Below are 16169 nucleotides of genomic sequence, written 5' to 3'. Positions count from 1 at the left end.
AAGCTTCATAGCGCCGATGATACTACAAGGGCAGCCTTGTGGGAAAGTAGGTCGTCGCCAGGTTAATATAAAAAAGCAGAAGATATATCTTCTGCTTTTTTATGTTCTTGGTTTATTTCCTTATATGGTATATGATAAAATTAAAGTAAAATGTTCATATAAATTAAAAAATAAGGTGGTTAAATTTTATGAATAAAAAAGAAAAACTTAAAGACATTATAAAAAGTAGTTCAAATATTGTTTTTTTTGGAGGAGCTGGAGTTTCAACAGAAAGTAATATACCAGATTTTAGATCAGAGAAAGGTTTATATGAAGCAAAAAATAATTATTCTTATCCACCAGAGATTATGTTAAGTCATACTTTTTTTATAAAAAATACAGAGGATTTTTATGATTTTTACAAAAATAAAATGATATATAAAGATGCTAATCCTAATGCAGCTCATTATGCTCTAGCTAAATTAGAAGAAATGGGAAAGTTAAAAGCTGTGATAACACAGAATATTGATGGGCTTCATCAGAAAGCTGGTTCAACTAAAGTCTTAGAGCTACATGGCAGTGTTCATAGAAACTATTGTATAGAATGTAAGGAATTTTACGACCTAAACTATATATTAAATACTAAGGAAGAAGTTCCAAGGTGTGAGGAGTGTAGTGGAGTTGTAAAACCTGATGTTGTTCTCTATGAAGAACCTTTGAAAAATGATGTAATAAATCAAGCCATTTATTATATAGAAAATGCTGATGTACTAATAGTAGGAGGAACATCCTTAGTAGTATATCCTGCAGCTAATTTAATTCATTATTATAAGGGAAAGAAATTAATACTTATAAATAAGTCTTCAACTTCTTATGATGGTAATGCATATTTAATCATAAATGAAAGTATAGGTGAAGTTTTGGGAGAAATAGTTAAAGAACTATAGAAAAATATATCATTAAAATCTTATTGACAAGACAATATTTTAATGATATACTTAATAAGTATTTTAAATGGCGCTATAGCCAAGTGGTAAGGCAGAGGTCTGCAAAACCTTTATCCCCAGTTCAAATCTGGGTGGCGCCTCCAAAATGAAAGCACTCAATCTTTGATTGGGTGCTTTAGTTTTTATTTAAATATTTAATTAAAACATATCTTTCTTATTTAAGATTATAGTGGTAAGCACAGATGTACCTACAATTAAGCCTAGTACTATCCAAAAGCCAAAAGGTGAATCAGAAAATGGTATTGCATTTACATTCATACCAAACATTCCAGAAATCATATTAGGTATGGACATTATAATAGTAACAGAAGCTAAAAATTTCATAACTATATTCAAATTATTTGAAATTACTGATGCAAAGGCATCCATAGTTCCACTTAGTATATTGCTATAAATATTAGCCATTTCGATTGCTTGTTTATTTTCTATAATAACATCTTCTAAAATATTTTGATCTTCAGGATATTTCTGCATTATTTCTAGTTTTAGCATCTTTTCTAAAGTTATTTCATTTGATTTTAAAGATGTAGAAAAATAAACTAATGATTTTTCTAAGGAAAGAAGCTGAATTAATTCCTTATTTTTCATGGATTTATGTAGTCTTTTCTCTACCATGACACTTTTCTTATCAATTTGTCTTAAATAAATTAAGTAATAGCTTGCAATTCTATGAAGTATTTGAAGTATAAATCTAGAGCGCTTAAAAGTGAAAAATGACTTCACTTTACCATCTGTAAAGTCTAATAAAATTTTACTGTTTTTTAAACAAATAGTTATAAGTAAATCTTCAGTATGTATTAAAGAAATAGGGTAAGTGTCATAGGTTAAAGAGTTATCCTCCATTTCTGTAAATGGTATATCTAATAGAAGTAGAATATTATTATCTTCATCCATATCTATTCTAGAAGTTTCTTCATCGTCTAATGAAGCTCTCAGCAATTCCATAGGAACATTAGTTTTTTTTGAAATAAATAGTAACTCTTGATGAGAGGGAGCCACTACGTTAATCCAGCATCCAGGTTCTATATTTTCTACTTTTTCTAGTGTGTATCCATTAGAAGATTCTATTGTTTTATATATAGATATCATAAATTTCCTCCTTCTCAATAATTAACACTTATATTATATATCATACAAGTAATATGTGTACATTAAAATTTGTTTCATAAAAATTTTAATAAGGGCGAAAACTAGCAAAAATGATAGAGATAATGAGAAAAGATGAAGCTTTTATTGCACCATACTGTTTGGCGATGAATAAACACTTTTATAGACTGATTATAAATGAGAAGTGCTATGGATAAAATGTTGAAACCCTAGTATAATCTCTATGTTATCAATTTATTGTGGCATATATTTTTGGAGGTCAATTTATAATGGGAAATATGTACAAAGAAACAATAATAAGAAGTAAGCTATCTTCTATATTAAAGATATTTTCTATCTTAATATTATCTTTATATGGCAGAGAGATTATGGATGAATTTCAAACAATAGCGGTTGTAACTACTACTACTTTAATAGTTTTTACTTTGTTTTATGAAATTAAGTGTTGTAGAGTTAAATATACTTACTCTATAATAGCAGATGAGTTTATAATTCATAAAATTAACGCTAAAGAAGATAGAGTAGTAGAAAATATAAAGTTAAGAGATATTCAAAATGTTGGACAAGAAAATCTATTAGTTCCTCAAAAGAATATATTTAATACCAAAAAATATACATGTTCTGTTTTTAACTTGAAGCCTTATTTTTGTCTATATAGAGAAGGAAATAAACTTCGAATGTTTTATTTTGAACCTAGTGAAGATTTAGTAGAAAAAATCATTTTTAATAAAGAAAGAATAGCTTGTTAAAGACTATTCTTTCTTTATATTTTTATTAAATTCTAATTTTACTTCATTTAATAATGTTTCTTTATTTATTAAATCTAAGGCAGTAACTGCTAAAGCCTGAGCAGTCTTTAAAACTTTTTCATGAGCGAATTGTGAAATAGTAGCCATAGCAAATTCAGCTGAAGAATATTTTATAGAATCATCTTCTATAATAGATATATAGGGATGTATAGAGGGTACTATATGGCTAACACTACCTAAACTAAGAGAGGATAAAGTATGTTTAGGAGGAGCTATTTGAATTAATCCACTCTCCTTCAAATTATGGGAAAAAATTCTAGATAAAGTACTATTAGTTATAAGTTCTTCATAAGGTAATTCATATAGAGAAACTTCACCATAAACTTCTAAGAAGCTAGAAATAAATTTAACTAATTCACGAACTTTTTTTTCAATTTGCTCAATATAACCCATATGAGCACCGCGTATATAAAATCTTCCTGTCCAGGATGAAGGAAGTAGAGAAGGAGATGTTCCTCCATTAACTATAATCCCATTTATAGAGGTAGTGGAGTCAAATCCTTTAGATAATGCATTTATTGTATTAAATGTAAGGAGACCAGCGTCTAGGGCGGAATAAGAGGATATAGGCCTAAAGCTTACTCCGTTTTCGCTTGTATATTTTATTTCTAATGGAATTAATGCAGAAGAACTTCCGCTTTCTGCTGTTATAGTATCGGGATGAGCCATTAAAACAACATCTATATCCTTAAATACTCCTTGCTTAGCCATGGTAACTTTTGAGCTTCCTATGGATTCGCCAGGGCATCCAATAACGATAATGGAGCCACCTATCTTATCTATAGCTTTTATAAGGGATAAAGCGGCTCCTATGGATATTGAAGATATTAAGTTATGACCAGTAATATGTCCCAATCCATCAGCCGAATCGTATTCGCAAACAAAGCATATCTTAGGATGAGAATTACCGTACTGGGCATAAAATGCTGTAGGCATATTAATAAAGTTCTCTATTACATTAAAATTGTATTTTTTTAGTATATTAATTAAATAATTAGAACACTTATATTCATGAAAACTTTTCTCAGGATTGTCATATATATATTTTGAGATATTAAATATCTCTTTATCAAGTAAACTTAAAGAAGTTATAATTTCCTGCTTCATCTTACCATCTCCATATCAAAGTTTTTATTATTATAACCAAAGTTTAAATTTTATATTTATATAGGAAAATAATTTTATATAACATATTGAATAAAATATATAGTAAGAGGCAAAAATTTAGCTGTAGAAATTTTAAGGAGGAAGTTTATGAAAAGACAATGCTGCATTATATGTGGTAAGCCTCTAAACCGTGGTATAATAGTAAATGGAAAAGCTATATGCTCAAATTGTGAAGATAAAATAATAAATGTGAGAATGGATACAGACTTTTATCTATATTATAAAAATTGTATAAAAAAGTATTTAACTTATCCAATGATAAGAGGAGAGGATAATAGGTGTCAAAACTACCACTTATAGAAGGGGTTTTAAAATACGTTAATGAAAAAAATATAAACTTTACAATGCCAGGCCATAAAAGAGGAGAAGGTTTTTTTGCTACTATAGAAGGACGAGAATTTATAGATAAATTGATTTATTTTGATATCACCGAAGTTAATGGTGTTGATAATCTTCATAAAGCTGAAGGTATAATAAAAGAATCTGAGGATCTTTTAGCCAGTCTATATGGTAGTAAAAAGTCGTATTTCTTAGTGAATGGAAGCACTAGTGGCAATATGATAATGATTTTTTCTTCCTTTGAGGAAGGAGACAAGGTTATAGTAGATAGAAATTGCCATAGATCCATATTTAATGGTATTATAATGAGAAAGTTAAGGCCAATTTTTGTTGAAAATATAATAGATACTGAAGTTAATGCTCCTTTTTCCGTAGATATGGAGCATTTTTTTCAGTGTTTACAACAAAATAAAGATGCAAAGGGAATAATAATAACCTATCCAAACTACTATGGTGTTTGTTGTCCTCTAGAAGCAATTATAAAGGAAGCCAAAGATAATAATATGAAGATTTTAATAGATTCTGCTCATGGAGCTCATTTTGGTATAAACTCTAAGCTACCTAAAAGTGCAGTAAACTTAGGAGCTGATATGGTTGTAGTAAGTTCTCATAAAACTTTACCAAGTTTTACACAAACGGCATTTTTACATGTTAATAGAGAAGAAGATATAGAAAAGGTAGACTTTTACTTTAGCTCTTTTTCTAGTACAAGTCCCTCTTATTTATTTTTATGTTCCATGGATTACGCTAGGTATTATTTAAGTGAGTTTGGGGAAGAAAGCTACAGTAGGCTACTAGAAATCATAGAAAAATATAGAGCTAAAATTAATGAAATAAAAGGAATAAGAATTTTAGATGAAAGTTATGTAAGAAAAAGATATAAAAATTATAATTTAGATACTTCAAGATACATAATCAATTTAGAAAAAGGATATAATTCAAATCTATTTTTAGATTATCTAAGGGAAAATAAGATACAGTGTGAAATGAGTGATACTTTTAATGTGGTGCTGATATTTTCACCTTTTAATAAAGAAGAAGAATTTGAATACCTTTATAAAGTTTTGATGGAATGTAATTTAGAAAGATTTAAAGGTGATAACGTAGATTTAATAAAATATACATCTCCTAAAGGAGCTATTTCCCCACATGAAGCTCTAAATATGAAGAAGAAAAAAATAAAGTTGTGGCAGGGGGAAGGGCAAATATGCGGAGAAAATATAACTCCTTATCCACCAGGGGTTCCGTTAATTATGATGGGAGAAGTAATAGATAAAGAAGTAATAAATATGATAAAATATTATAAAAAACAAGGATTGGATATTATAGGACTACATGAAGATGAGATAATTGTAATTACAAATAACTAACATGGAAGAGGTTATGATATGGAAAAGGGAAAGTTAATTGTATTGGAAGCTTGTGATGGTAGCGGGAAAGCTACTCAAACTAAAAAACTTTATGAAAGATTAATCAAAGAAAAATATAATACTATGAAGATAGAATATCCCAATTATAATAGTGATTCTTCGGCTTTAATAAAGATGTATTTAAAGGGTGAATTCGGAGATAAAGCAGAGGATGTAAATCCATATGCTGCGTCTACTTTTTATGCAGTAGATAGATATGCATCCTATAAGAAAGAATGGGAAAGCTTTTATAATAGCGGAGGAATAATACTTGCTGATAGATATACTACTTCAAATATGGTTCATCAAGGAGCTAAAATAACAGATAAAGAAGAAAAGCATAAATACTTGGATTGGCTATGGGAATTAGAATTTAAATTAATGGGACTTCCTATACCACATAAAGTAATTTTTTTAGATATGCCTCCTCAATATAGTAGAGAATTAATGATGAATAGAAATAATAAATTTACTGGGGAAAAAGAAAAAGATATACATGAAAAGGATGAAGAGTATTTAACTTACTCCTATAATAATGCTTGCGAAATTGCCAATAAGTATAATTGGTATAAAATTGATTGTATAAAAGATAAAAAAATTAAGACTATTGATGAAATACATGAAGAAATATATAATGCAGTAACTAAAAGCTTTTAATTTATGATAAAATATAAATGTATATTATTATTAGGAGGTTGTGTTTTATGAAACTTATAATTGCAGTTGTTCAAGATGATGACGCAAATGATTTAATAGATTTGTTGACAGAAAAGAACTTTAGAGTTACAAAACTGGCAACTACAGGTGGATTTTTAAAATCAGGTAACACTACACTTATGATAGGAGTAGAAGAGGATAAGATAGATGAGGTAATAGGGCAAATTGAAGAGGTATGTAAAACTAGAAATCAAATTATGACAGCACCTTCACCAGTGGCAGGATCTACTGGGGTATATGTTCCTTACCCTATAGAAGTAAAGGTAGGGGGAGCTACTATATTTGTAATAGATGTAGATAAATTTGTTAAAATATAATGGAGGATTAACCATTGGATGGCATAATCGGTCATACTCATATTAAAAATCAAATAGTTAAGTCTATAAGTAGCGGTAGGTTTGCCCATGCATATCTCATATGTGGGGAAGATGGTATAGGAAAAAGTTTAATTGCTAAAGCAACAGCCTGTTTGCTACTAGGTAAAGAGGAAAATAAAGAATACGTTGATATTATAGAATGCAAAGTAGGTAAAAACAAAAAATCCATTGGTGTAGATGAAATAAGAGGCGTTATTGAAGAGATAAATAATAAGCCTTTTGAAGGAGATAAAAAAGTAATAATTATTTACAATGCTGAGCTTATGACGGCTCAGGCTCAAAACTCATTTTTAAAAACTCTAGAGGAACCACCTAAAGGAGTTTTTATGATAATGCTCTGTGAAGAGACTGAAAATATATTAGATACAATTAAATCCAGGTGTCAAATATATAAGCTTAACCACTTAAGCAAAGAAGAAATGCACAAATTTTTAACTGAAAAGTATTCTGATTTGAGCGAAGATGAAGTAAATATGATATCTATAATCAGTGATTGTGTCCCAGGCAAAGCAGAAGAATATATAAAAAATTCAACGCTAAAAGAGGTAAGAGACAATGTATTATATATTTTGGCTAACCTAAGAAATCGTGATTTAGATATACTAAAGTTTGAAGAAAATTTTACTAAGCATAAAGGTATGTGGAAGGAAACTTTAACTTGGTTTCTTTCCTATATTCGAGATGTTATGATATATAAAGAGACAGGTAAGAATTCTTTAATAATTAATATTGATAAAATAGAGGATATTAAGAGATTATCAGAAATATTTTCTTTTACTCAACTGGGTGATATTATGGAAATAATAAAGAATACTAGAGAAAAATTAGAGAGCAATGTAAATACATCTTTAGTTTTTGACACAATGTTGCTGAAGATGCAGGAGGTATAAAAACAATATGGTAAAAGTGGTAGGAGTTAGATTTAAAAAGGCTGGAAAGATATATTATTTTTCTCCAGGAGACTTAGAAATAAATAAAGGTAATAATGTTATAGTTGAGACTGTTAGAGGTGTGGAATTCGGACAATGTGTCATAGGACCTAAGGAAGTAAATGATAATGATATAGTTGCTCCGTTAAAAAGCGTTATAAGGGTTTCTACAGAAGAAGATGATAAAAGACACTATGATAATAAGAATAGAGAAGAAGAAGCTTTTAATGTATGTTTAGAAAAAATACAACAGCATAATCTACAGATGAAGCTTATAGATGTAGAATATACTTTTGATAACAATAAGGTTATATTTTATTTTACTGCCGATGGAAGAGTAGACTTTAGAGAGCTTGTAAAAGATTTAGCGGCAATATTTAGAACAAGAATTGAGCTTAGGCAAATTGGTGTAAGAGATGAAGCAAAAATGGTAGGAGGACTTGGTCCTTGTGGAAGAGCTATGTGCTGTTCTACATATCTGGGAGACTTTGCTCCCGTGTCTATAAAAATGGCCAAAGAGCAAAACCTATCTTTAAACCCAACTAAAATTTCAGGTATTTGTGGACGTCTTATGTGTTGTTTAAATTTTGAACAAGATACTTATGAAGATATAAGAAAAAGATTGCCAAGAGTTGGCTCTATTATAAGCAGTAGTTATGGAGATGGAGAAGTTATATATAATAGTGCAGTTAAGGAAAGCGTTAAAGTTAAAATAAAGCCATTAAACGGAGAGGAATTTATTCAAGAAGTACCTATTGAAGAATTAACCTTAATTTCAGGATCATATGAAGGCACAATAACTGATGATGACATAAAAATTGAAGTTGATGAAGAAGATGCAGTTATGATTAAGGAATTATTTAAAGAAAACTAGGAGGAAGCTATGAAATCTGTTATAAAGGTATTTAATATGAAAAATACAACTGATATTAGTAGAGTTAGAAATGCAATATCTAATAATGAAGGTATAATAGCTTGTCAAATTAATTCTGAAAAAGGGGAAGTAAGTGTAGTATATGATGATTATTTCGTATCCTTAGAGCAGATAATGGAATCTATAGAGAATTTAGGGTACACTATTTTATAAATATGACTTTTAAAATTTAAGTAAACGTGGTAAAATATAAGTCGTAATAACTTGTCCAAGATTTTAATAGGAGGTGTATGTACAATGGCATATAAAATAGCAGATACTTGTATAAGCTGTGCAGCATGTGCTTCAGAATGCCCAGTTAACGCAATTAGCCAAGGAGATAGTCAGTTCGATATCGATGCTGATTCATGTATTGATTGTGGAAACTGTGCCAATGTTTGTCCAGTAGGAGCAATTAGCGCTGAATAGTAAAAAGACCACTTAATTAAGTGGTCTTTTTTATAACCATTATATTTCAGGAGGGTAATATGTTTAATCTTTTTAGAAAAACTTACACTCTAGTTGCTCCTATGGATGGAAAGGTTTTAGATTTATCCATTGTAAAAGACAAAGTATTTTCAAGTAAGTTATTAGGGGAAGGGGTAGCTATAGAGCCAATAAATGATTTAGTAGTTGCTCCGGCACAGGGTAGGCTTAGTTTAATTTTTAAGACAAAGCATGCTTTTGGGATGGTTTTGGACAATGGAATAGAAATTTTAGTACATATAGGAATTGATACTGTAGGATTAGAAGGTGAAGGCTTTTCCCCTCTAGCTAAAGAAGGAGATTTTTTGCAAGCGGGAGATCCAGTAATTAAAATAGATAGAAAGCTTATTATTGAAAAGGGATATTCTTTAATAACCCCTATTATCATCACTAATATTGATGAAGTAAAGGAAATAGAATATAATATAAGTGATAATATAAAATCAGGAGAAATCATATTAAACTATAAATTATAATAAAGGTTTTTATGGAACAAATAAGTTTTATTTGTTTCTTTTTTTTAACGTTTAAAGAAAGGAAAGAGCTATGGATAGATTAGATATTATAAGAGAAGATGAAACATTAGAGGATTTGCAGATAAATGGATTTTCGGTAATACAGAAAAAAGAGGGATTTAGATTTGGAATGGATGCAGTATTATTGGCTAACTTTGCTAAGTTAAAGAAAAGGGATGAAGTGGTGGATCTATGTAGCGGTACAGGAATAATACCTTTTGTCATTATGGCTAAAAACTCTATTAGTAAAATAACAGGAGTGGAGATACAAGATGAAATGGTAGAAATGGCTAATAGAACAGCCAGATATAATAATGTAAATGATAAGGCTTATTTTGTAAATGGAGACTTAAAGGATAAAGATTTAATAAAAACTTTGGGAAAAGTTGATGTAGTAACGGTTAATCCACCCTATAAGTTAAAAGATAGTGGTTTAATAAATTTAGATGATAGAAATTCTATAGCGAGACATGAAATATGTTGCACTTTAAAGGATGTTGTGGAAGCAGCCAGTATATTGTTAAAGGATAAGGGAAGATTTTACATGGTTCATAGGCCTGAAAGAATAGCAGATATTATATGTGAAATGAGAAGTTATAATATTGAACCTAAGCTAATAAAGATAGTTCATCCATCTATAAAGAAGAGGGCTAATTTAATATTAATTGAAGGGCAGAAAAATGGTGGTAAATTTTTAAAATGGGATACTGCATTGTATGTATATGATGAAAATGGACAATATACAGAAGATATGAATAGAATATATTATAAAAGGGATGATGATAATGAATAATGGCAAGTTATATATTGTACCAACCCCTATAGGTAACTTGAAGGATATTACACTAAGAGCTTTAGAAGTATTAAACTCTGTAGATATGATAGCAGCAGAAGACACAAGGCAAACTTTGAAATTAACTAATCATTATAACATAAAAAAGCAGTTAATTAGCTACCATCAACATAATGAACAGGGAAAGAGCATCAATTTAATCCAAATACTAAGAGAAGGAAAGAATATAGCCTTGGTTAGCGATGCAGGAATGCCAGGAATATCAGACCCTGGAAGTGTAATTATTATGAAATGCATAGAAAATGATATAGAATTTGAGGTTTTGCCAGGACCCACAGCATCCATAACTGCGTTGATTTACTCTGGAATGGACACATCTAGGTTCATGTTTTTAGGATTTATACCTAGAGGGAATAAGGAGAGAAAAGAGCTAATCGAGGATATAAAAGAAAGAAAAGAAACACTAATATTTTATGAATCACCTCATAGATTAATAAATACTTTAGAATTTTTGAAGGAAAAACTAGGAGACCGTAGAATATCTTTATGTAGGGAAATTACAAAGCTTCATGAAGAAATAAGAAGAGAACCTATTACTTATAGTATAGAACATTATAGAAATAATTCGCCAAAAGGGGAGTATGTACTAGTATTAGAAGGAAAAAGCGTAGTAGAAATAGAAAAAGAAGAAAAAGAGAAATGGGAAGACTTAACTATAGAAGAGCATATAACTAGATATATTAATGAGGGTCTTAGCAAAAAAGAAGCTATTAAAAACACGGCAAGAGATAGAAAACTATCAAAATCTGAGGTATACAAGTTTTCCATTAATATACCTTAAATTAGATGTTTTTTCCATTGAGGTTTTATGTATAATAATGTTATAATATAAAATAGTGACAAAAGAGTAACAAAATTTAATTCGTTAGATTTATGGGGGGTGTCTTAGTGAATAAAAAATTAGTATCTGTTATAACGGCTTGTGTCTTAGTGGGTACATTAAGTGCACCAGTTTTAGCAGAACCGTTGACTGATAAAATTAAAAATCAGCAACAAAAAATAGAAGAAAATAGAAAGTCTTTACAAGATGTTCAAAATAAGCAAGAAGATATAGAAGTGGAACTATCAAAATTAGATAATGAAATAGAAGGATTATTAAGGAAAATTGACGATACAAAAAAGAAGATATCAGATACTGAAAAAGAAATAAAGATAGTAGAGAAAGAAATAGAGCAGGCAGAAAAAGATATTGTAGCAGAGCAAGAGCTTTTTGACAAAAGAGTTAGGGCAATGTATATAAGTGGAGTAGGAAGCTATCTTGAAATGCTTTTAGAATCAGAAGGAATAAGTGATTTTATATCAAGGGCTGATTCAATAAAAAAGATAATGGAATTAGACAAGAAAATAATAGCAGAGCTTAATGAAAAAAAATTAGCTATTGAAAAGAAAAAAGAAGTGTTGAGAATTGAAAATGATAAATTATTAGCGCTTAAAGCAGATAATGAAAAGAAGTTAGCGGATATAGATTCCAAAAAGTCAGTGCAGGACAAGCTATTAGCGGAATTAAATAGACAAGAAAGAATGTATTCATCAAATATAAAAGAATCTCAAAGAATAATAGATGCTGCCAAGGCGGAGATTAATGCTATTAGAAACAATACACCAAAATACACTCCATCTAGGGGGTCATCACCCATATCTTCAAATAGTATTGTAGCCTATGCTTCAAACTTTTTAGGTACACCTTATCAATGGGGAGGAAATGGTCCTAAAACTTTTGATTGTTCAGGATTTACAAGATATGTATTTAATCATTTTGGAGTAACTATACCAAGAGTTTCACAAGACCAACAGAATTTTGGTACACCTATAGCTAGGGGAGATCTTCAACCGGGAGATTTAGTTTTCTTTGGATATCCTGCTCATCACGTGGGTATTTATGTAGGAAATAATGCTTATATACATGCACCGAGAACAGGAGATGTTATAAAGATATCACCATTAACTAGAAGCGATTATAGTGGCGCAAGAAGAGTGAGATAGGAAATTAAGGAGTTTTAACTTAAAGGTTAAAGCTCCTTTTCATTATAAAAAAGACCCACATGATGACTCATGTGGGGGGGATAGAGTGAAAATATATTAATCTGCTTTTAATTCTTGCAAGCAATTTTTGCAGATATTTTTTCCTTTATAGTTAATAACGTCTCTTGCATCACCACAGAAAATACAAGCTGGCTCATATTTTTTTAATATGATTTGTTCGCCATCTACGTAAATTTCTAAAGCATCCTTTTCTGCAATATCAAGCGTCCTTCTTAATTCTATAGGTATTACTATTCTACCAAGTTCATCTACTCTTCTTACAACTCCTGTTGATTTCATTTACAATTCCTCCTTATGATTTGGTTCAAAATTCACCAAATAGTAACATAATTATACAAAATGTATTCACTTAAAACCTTTGTAAATTATTTTATAAAACTACAAAATTCTTATAAAATCTTACCTAATGTTACTATACTACCATTTAATTCAAATGTCAATAGATTTCAAATAACAAAATACATATTTTTACTATAGATATAAAGTTAGTATTATCAATGGACAAGCTTCATTTAAAAAGAATTATTTAAATAATAGATATAATAAACTTATGACAAAAATTTAATATAAATAAAAGTAAGGAGATGGAAAAAATGTCGAGTTGTGCGTGGATATTATTGGAATAAATGCAAGTATAAAAGTAAAACTTGTTGTGATATAATAATTCTATAATTTAAATTAAAGGTGAGGTGCTTAAAATGAAAATCTTTATTGATACTGCTAATGTTGATGAAATTAAGAGAGCTGCTTCTTGGGGAATTTTGAATGGAGTAACTACTAATCCTAGTTTAATTGCTAAAGAGGGAAGAGATTTAAAAGAGGTCATTGAAGAAATATGTTCCATAGTAGATGGGCCTATAAGTGCAGAAGTTATTAGCCTAGAATCTTCACAAATGGTTAAAGAGGGCATAGAATTATCTAAACTACATAAAAACATAGTGGTGAAAATTCCTATGTGTGAAGAAGGAATAAAGGCTGTTAATGAGCTAAGTAAAAAAGGTATACATACAAATGTTACATTGATTTTTTCGGCACAACAGGCTTTGATGGCAGCAAAAGCAGGAGCAACATATGTTAGTCCATTTTTAGGAAGAGTGGATGATATAGGTAATGGTGGGCTTCAAATAGTGAAAGACATTATGGAGATATTTAATATATATGGAATAAATACAGAAGTAATTTCTGCTAGCATAAGAACTCCTATGCATGTGCTAGAATGCGCTAAAGCAGGATCAGATATAGCGACAATACCATTTAAGGTATTAGAGCAAATGTTGAAACATCCATTAACCGACATGGGAATAGAAAAATTTCTAGAAGATTATAGAAAAATGGTATAAAAAGTAATAAAATTGCAAAGTAAATTGCAGAATATGCAAGATTATATTTCAAACTATTCCACAGCAAAGTAAAAAAGTTATCAACAGCATTTCTGTGGATAATGTTAATTTATATATATAATCCAACGCAATCAATATGTGTTTAGTATAAGGTTATCCACTAAAAGTGTGGACAAAGTTTCAAATTATGTTGATAAGTTAAATATAACAAAAGAAATGAAACTTGCAAAAACCAATTAAAAGAAAAAAGTATGTATTTTGCATACTTTTTTCTTTTAATTAAATTGATAATATTGAAATTATTTTCGACAGGTTGCCCCGCTACCAAAGGAGTAAACATTAAAGCTACCTCTAAATAAGCCTTTTTTGTAGCGAATTTGTGCATCTTGTAATAAATGAGTAATATCTTTTTTAGCTACAAATTTTATACCTTCTACAATTACTGATTCATCGTCATTTAGTTGTTCGTCCAGAACAACTGAAAAATATGGGCCTGCTCAAGAATGACCTTTTAATAATATTCTTACAGCAGATTTTTGATTATCTTCAAGAGCTTTAATTAACGCTTCTTTAGTATTAGCATCAAATGAAACATTCATATATAATCCTCCTTTACTACCCCTTAGGGGTATTTAAGTTTATTATAGTATTATATATATTAGTATGTCAATTTTTTTGTTTATAATTTCTGTTAGTTAATCTTCTATGAAATTCATTCATATCAAATTTTGAGCTAATGTATACTCTATCTAGTGTATATAAGCCATCTGATTTATCTGACCAAGTTCCAGCGGTGGTAAAGGCCATTTTGTATCCTGCTTCTTCTGCAGCTTTTATAGTACTATTATTAAAGGCTCCATAGGGATATGCGATGTATGAAACTTCTCTGTGTAATAAATTTTCCAAAAACCTCTTAGATTCTTTAAGAGTTTTTAGTTGACTATTATAATCTAAGGTAGATAATCTCTCGTGATTAACTGTGTGGCTTTGAATTTCAATACCGTTATTATCTAATTCTAGAGCTTGTTCTGAAGTTATAAAGTTTTTATGATTGTTCATATTGTTAGTAATTACAAAAACCACTGCTTTAAAATTGAATTCTTTTAAAATAGGATAAGCGTTAGTGTAATTGTCTTTATATCCATCATCGAAGGTTATAACTACAGATTTTTCAGGAACAGGTTTGTTATTAAGAAAAAAATTGTATAGTTCATTTAAAGTAAGAGTTGTATATCCATTATCTTTTAAGTAATTCATCTGTTCTCTAAAGTTTTCTTTAGGAACCATTAATTCATTGCCTTTTTCATAGTTTATTGAATGATACATAAGAACTGGGATACCTTTGTCGTTGTATATTAAAGGTTTTTCCACCTTTAGTGTAGAATCCTGAAGTTCTTTGTTGATAACCTGTGTATTATTATATATAACTTGTGCATTATTGTTAGTGTAAGTAGAAGTCTCCATATTATTAGTTTTTAAGCAACCGGTAGAAATCATGAGAAATATAAAGAAAAAAAGAATTAAATTCATTTTAAAAGGTTTTGTTGATAACATTTTTTTCTCTCCTTAATGTATAATTTACTTTAAAGCTTTAGTTTCCAAAGCTTTGGAGGACTGAACTTATAAAAATAAATCTAAATTACACACATTATCCACAATTGGCCTGTGAATAACTTGTGAAATCTATGTTGATTTTTAAGGATTTATATATATTATAAGGGAGTTACCATAATTTGAAAAGAAATATTGCAAAAGTTCTTTTTAAATATTTAAAATATGCTAACATTATCCACAGAATTGTTGATAATATGTGGACAAACATATATTCTGTGTACTTTTTATAAATTATTAATAATTTGTAGCAAAAAGTGGGGTAGCTAAATATAATGTACTAAGCGTAACTTAAAGCCCATTTATATTTTATTGACATGCACCTATTCGTAGGTGCCTTTTTTAATGGGAGAATATTGAGAATTTTCTTAACAAATCTTATATTTTATGATATTATTAATTTAAGGAAAATATTATAAAGGGTGTGATTAAAATGAGAGATAATATAATTTATGTTGATTTTTCTAAAGGTCGAAACAAAGGTAGAGAAGGTAAAGATATTATATTTAAGATAAAGAAAGTACTTAAGAAAATCTTTAGTTTTAATAAAAAATCTCCCACACCTAAA

Annotated in this window: 20 protein-coding genes and 1 tRNA gene; 17 read left to right on the top strand and 4 right to left on the bottom strand. The window is 29.2% G+C overall.

Going from position 1 to position 16169, the window contains the following annotated elements; translation table 11 throughout:
- From ABDZ69_RS14295 to ABDZ69_RS14285, 3 genes are all read left to right on the top strand, one after another.
- Nucleotides 1-196: hypothetical protein (locus ABDZ69_RS14295; protein WP_343770662.1), on the top strand; the 196-nt coding region annotated here is incomplete at its 5' end.
- Nucleotides 189-926: an NAD-dependent protein deacylase gene (locus ABDZ69_RS14290; protein ID WP_343770661.1), complete on the top strand. Its 738-nt coding sequence runs from the start codon at nt 189-191 to the stop codon at nt 924-926. The genes ABDZ69_RS14295 and ABDZ69_RS14290, both read left to right, overlap by 8 nt.
- A 69-nt stretch (nt 927-995) precedes the next feature.
- Nucleotides 996-1069: transfer RNA gene (locus tag ABDZ69_RS14285), tRNA-Cys, on the top strand.
- Nucleotides 1070-1124: 55 nt separating this feature from the next.
- Here the strand turns inward: ABDZ69_RS14285 and ABDZ69_RS14280 are convergent.
- Nucleotides 1125-2075: a magnesium transporter CorA family protein gene (locus tag ABDZ69_RS14280; protein WP_343770659.1), complete on the bottom strand. Its 951-nt coding sequence runs from the start codon at nt 2073-2075 to the stop codon at nt 1125-1127.
- A gap of 287 nt (nt 2076-2362) precedes the next feature.
- Between ABDZ69_RS14280 and ABDZ69_RS14275 the strand changes: the two genes are divergently transcribed.
- Nucleotides 2363-2842, top strand: coding sequence for a hypothetical protein (locus ABDZ69_RS14275; RefSeq protein WP_343770657.1), 480 nt, complete (start codon nt 2363-2365; stop codon nt 2840-2842).
- Between the two features lie 3 nt (nt 2843-2845).
- On the opposite strand, the gene ABDZ69_RS14270 is transcribed toward ABDZ69_RS14275, so the two are convergent.
- Nucleotides 2846-4009, bottom strand: coding sequence for a zinc-binding metallopeptidase family protein (locus ABDZ69_RS14270; RefSeq protein WP_343770656.1), 1164 nt, complete (start codon nt 4007-4009; stop codon nt 2846-2848).
- 147 nt (nt 4010-4156) lie between these two features.
- Here ABDZ69_RS14270 and ABDZ69_RS14265 point away from each other — a divergent pair, with 147 nt between their 5' ends.
- The 12 genes from ABDZ69_RS14265 to ABDZ69_RS14210 all read left to right on the top strand — a co-directional run bounded on the left by ABDZ69_RS14265 (nt 4157) and on the right by ABDZ69_RS14210 (nt 12590).
- Nucleotides 4157-4369, top strand: a complete 213-nt coding sequence (locus ABDZ69_RS14265) for a sigma factor G inhibitor Gin (protein ID WP_343770654.1) — start codon at nt 4157-4159, stop codon at nt 4367-4369.
- Nucleotides 4348-5778 carry an aminotransferase class I/II-fold pyridoxal phosphate-dependent enzyme gene (locus ABDZ69_RS14260; RefSeq protein WP_343770653.1) on the top strand — a complete coding sequence of 477 codons (1431 nt, stop codon included), beginning with the start codon at nt 4348-4350 and terminating at the stop codon, nt 5776-5778. Before ABDZ69_RS14265 ends, ABDZ69_RS14260 begins: the two co-directional genes overlap by 22 nt.
- Before the next feature lie 18 nt (nt 5779-5796).
- Nucleotides 5797-6474 (top strand): dTMP kinase, encoded by a 678-nt coding sequence (locus ABDZ69_RS14255; protein ID WP_343770652.1) that lies wholly within the window; start codon nt 5797-5799, stop codon nt 6472-6474.
- Between the two features lie 47 nt (nt 6475-6521).
- Nucleotides 6522-6851 (top strand): cyclic-di-AMP receptor, encoded by a 330-nt coding sequence (locus ABDZ69_RS14250; protein ID WP_343770651.1) that lies wholly within the window; start codon nt 6522-6524, stop codon nt 6849-6851.
- A 14-nt stretch (nt 6852-6865) separates the two neighbouring features.
- On the top strand, nt 6866-7801 hold the full coding sequence (locus ABDZ69_RS14245; protein WP_343770650.1) for a DNA polymerase III subunit delta': 936 nt from the start codon (nt 6866-6868) through the stop codon (nt 7799-7801).
- A 7-nt stretch (nt 7802-7808) separates the two neighbouring features.
- The gene (locus ABDZ69_RS14240) at nt 7809-8714 is read left to right on the top strand and encodes a PSP1 domain-containing protein (protein WP_343770648.1); all 906 of its coding nucleotides are present in this window, start codon (nt 7809-7811) and stop codon (nt 8712-8714) included.
- A 9-nt stretch (nt 8715-8723) separates the two neighbouring features.
- Nucleotides 8724-8927: a heavy-metal-associated domain-containing protein gene (locus ABDZ69_RS14235; protein WP_343770646.1), complete on the top strand. Its 204-nt coding sequence runs from the start codon at nt 8724-8726 to the stop codon at nt 8925-8927.
- Nucleotides 8928-9011: 84 nt separating this feature from the next.
- A complete protein-coding gene (locus ABDZ69_RS14230; protein ID WP_343770644.1) occupies nt 9012-9182 on the top strand; it encodes a DUF362 domain-containing protein in 171 nt (56 codons plus the stop codon).
- A gap of 59 nt (nt 9183-9241) precedes the next feature.
- Nucleotides 9242-9715 carry a PTS sugar transporter subunit IIA gene (locus ABDZ69_RS14225; protein ID WP_343770643.1) on the top strand — a complete coding sequence of 158 codons (474 nt, stop codon included), beginning with the start codon at nt 9242-9244 and terminating at the stop codon, nt 9713-9715.
- Between the two features lie 70 nt (nt 9716-9785).
- Entirely contained in the window at nt 9786-10547 is a 762-nt protein-coding gene (locus tag ABDZ69_RS14220; protein WP_343770640.1) for a tRNA1(Val) (adenine(37)-N6)-methyltransferase, read from the top strand.
- Nucleotides 10540-11388 (top strand): 16S rRNA (cytidine(1402)-2'-O)-methyltransferase, encoded by an 849-nt coding sequence (rsmI, locus tag ABDZ69_RS14215; protein ID WP_425544655.1) that lies wholly within the window; start codon nt 10540-10542, stop codon nt 11386-11388. The genes ABDZ69_RS14220 and rsmI overlap by 8 nt, the downstream gene beginning before the upstream one ends.
- 107 nt (nt 11389-11495) lie before the next feature.
- Nucleotides 11496-12590 carry a C40 family peptidase gene (locus ABDZ69_RS14210; protein WP_343770636.1) on the top strand — a complete coding sequence of 365 codons (1095 nt, stop codon included), beginning with the start codon at nt 11496-11498 and terminating at the stop codon, nt 12588-12590.
- A gap of 96 nt (nt 12591-12686) precedes the next feature.
- Here the strand turns inward: ABDZ69_RS14210 and ABDZ69_RS14205 are convergent, their stop codons facing one another.
- Nucleotides 12687-12929, bottom strand: a complete 243-nt coding sequence (locus ABDZ69_RS14205; protein ID WP_343770635.1) for an AbrB/MazE/SpoVT family DNA-binding domain-containing protein — start codon at nt 12927-12929, stop codon at nt 12687-12689.
- Between the two features lie 419 nt (nt 12930-13348).
- On the opposite strand from ABDZ69_RS14205, the gene fsa reads away from it, so the two are divergent.
- A complete protein-coding gene (gene fsa / locus ABDZ69_RS14200) occupies nt 13349-13990 on the top strand; it encodes a fructose-6-phosphate aldolase (RefSeq protein ID WP_343770633.1) in 642 nt (213 codons plus the stop codon).
- A 666-nt stretch (nt 13991-14656) separates the two neighbouring features.
- On the opposite strand, the gene ABDZ69_RS14195 is transcribed toward fsa, so the two are convergent.
- Complete coding sequence (locus ABDZ69_RS14195; RefSeq protein WP_343770632.1) at nt 14657-15544, bottom strand: polysaccharide deacetylase family protein; 888 nt, start codon at nt 15542-15544, stop codon at nt 14657-14659.
- Between the last annotated feature and the right edge of the window lie 625 nt (nt 15545-16169).

This window comes from Clostridium malenominatum (assembly GCF_039521365.1).
Lineage (GTDB): Bacteria > Bacillota > Clostridia > Clostridiales > Clostridiaceae > Clostridium_AW > Clostridium_AW malenominatum.
Note: the sequence above shows the minus strand (reverse complement) of the source record. Positions and strands in the feature narration are given on the sequence as shown.

Excerpts from the sequence above, each read along its gene's own strand:
- ABDZ69_RS14290 (WP_343770661.1), top strand. The coding sequence starts at position 189 with ATGAATAAAAAAGAAAAACTTAAAGACATTATAAAAAGTAGTTCAAAT.
- ABDZ69_RS14280 (WP_343770659.1), bottom strand. The coding sequence starts at position 2,075 with ATGATATCTATATATAAAACAATAGAATCTTCTAATGGATACACACTA.
- ABDZ69_RS14275 (WP_343770657.1), top strand. The coding sequence starts at position 2,363 with ATGGGAAATATGTACAAAGAAACAATAATAAGAAGTAAGCTATCTTCT.
- ABDZ69_RS14270 (WP_343770656.1), bottom strand. The coding sequence starts at position 4,009 with ATGAAGCAGGAAATTATAACTTCTTTAAGTTTACTTGATAAAGAGATA.
- ABDZ69_RS14265 (WP_343770654.1), top strand. The coding sequence starts at position 4,157 with ATGAAAAGACAATGCTGCATTATATGTGGTAAGCCTCTAAACCGTGGT.
- ABDZ69_RS14255 (WP_343770652.1), top strand. The coding sequence starts at position 5,797 with ATGGAAAAGGGAAAGTTAATTGTATTGGAAGCTTGTGATGGTAGCGGG.
- ABDZ69_RS14250 (WP_343770651.1), top strand. The coding sequence starts at position 6,522 with ATGAAACTTATAATTGCAGTTGTTCAAGATGATGACGCAAATGATTTA.
- ABDZ69_RS14240 (WP_343770648.1), top strand. The coding sequence starts at position 7,809 with ATGGTAAAAGTGGTAGGAGTTAGATTTAAAAAGGCTGGAAAGATATAT.
- ABDZ69_RS14235 (WP_343770646.1), top strand. The coding sequence starts at position 8,724 with ATGAAATCTGTTATAAAGGTATTTAATATGAAAAATACAACTGATATT.
- ABDZ69_RS14230 (WP_343770644.1), top strand. The coding sequence starts at position 9,012 with ATGGCATATAAAATAGCAGATACTTGTATAAGCTGTGCAGCATGTGCT.
- ABDZ69_RS14225 (WP_343770643.1), top strand. The coding sequence starts at position 9,242 with ATGTTTAATCTTTTTAGAAAAACTTACACTCTAGTTGCTCCTATGGAT.
- ABDZ69_RS14220 (WP_343770640.1), top strand. The coding sequence starts at position 9,786 with ATGGATAGATTAGATATTATAAGAGAAGATGAAACATTAGAGGATTTG.
- rsmI (WP_425544655.1), top strand. The coding sequence starts at position 10,540 with ATGAATAATGGCAAGTTATATATTGTACCAACCCCTATAGGTAACTTG.
- ABDZ69_RS14205 (WP_343770635.1), bottom strand. The coding sequence starts at position 12,929 with ATGAAATCAACAGGAGTTGTAAGAAGAGTAGATGAACTTGGTAGAATA.
- fsa (WP_343770633.1), top strand. The coding sequence starts at position 13,349 with ATGAAAATCTTTATTGATACTGCTAATGTTGATGAAATTAAGAGAGCT.
- ABDZ69_RS14195 (WP_343770632.1), bottom strand. The coding sequence starts at position 15,544 with ATGTTATCAACAAAACCTTTTAAAATGAATTTAATTCTTTTTTTCTTT.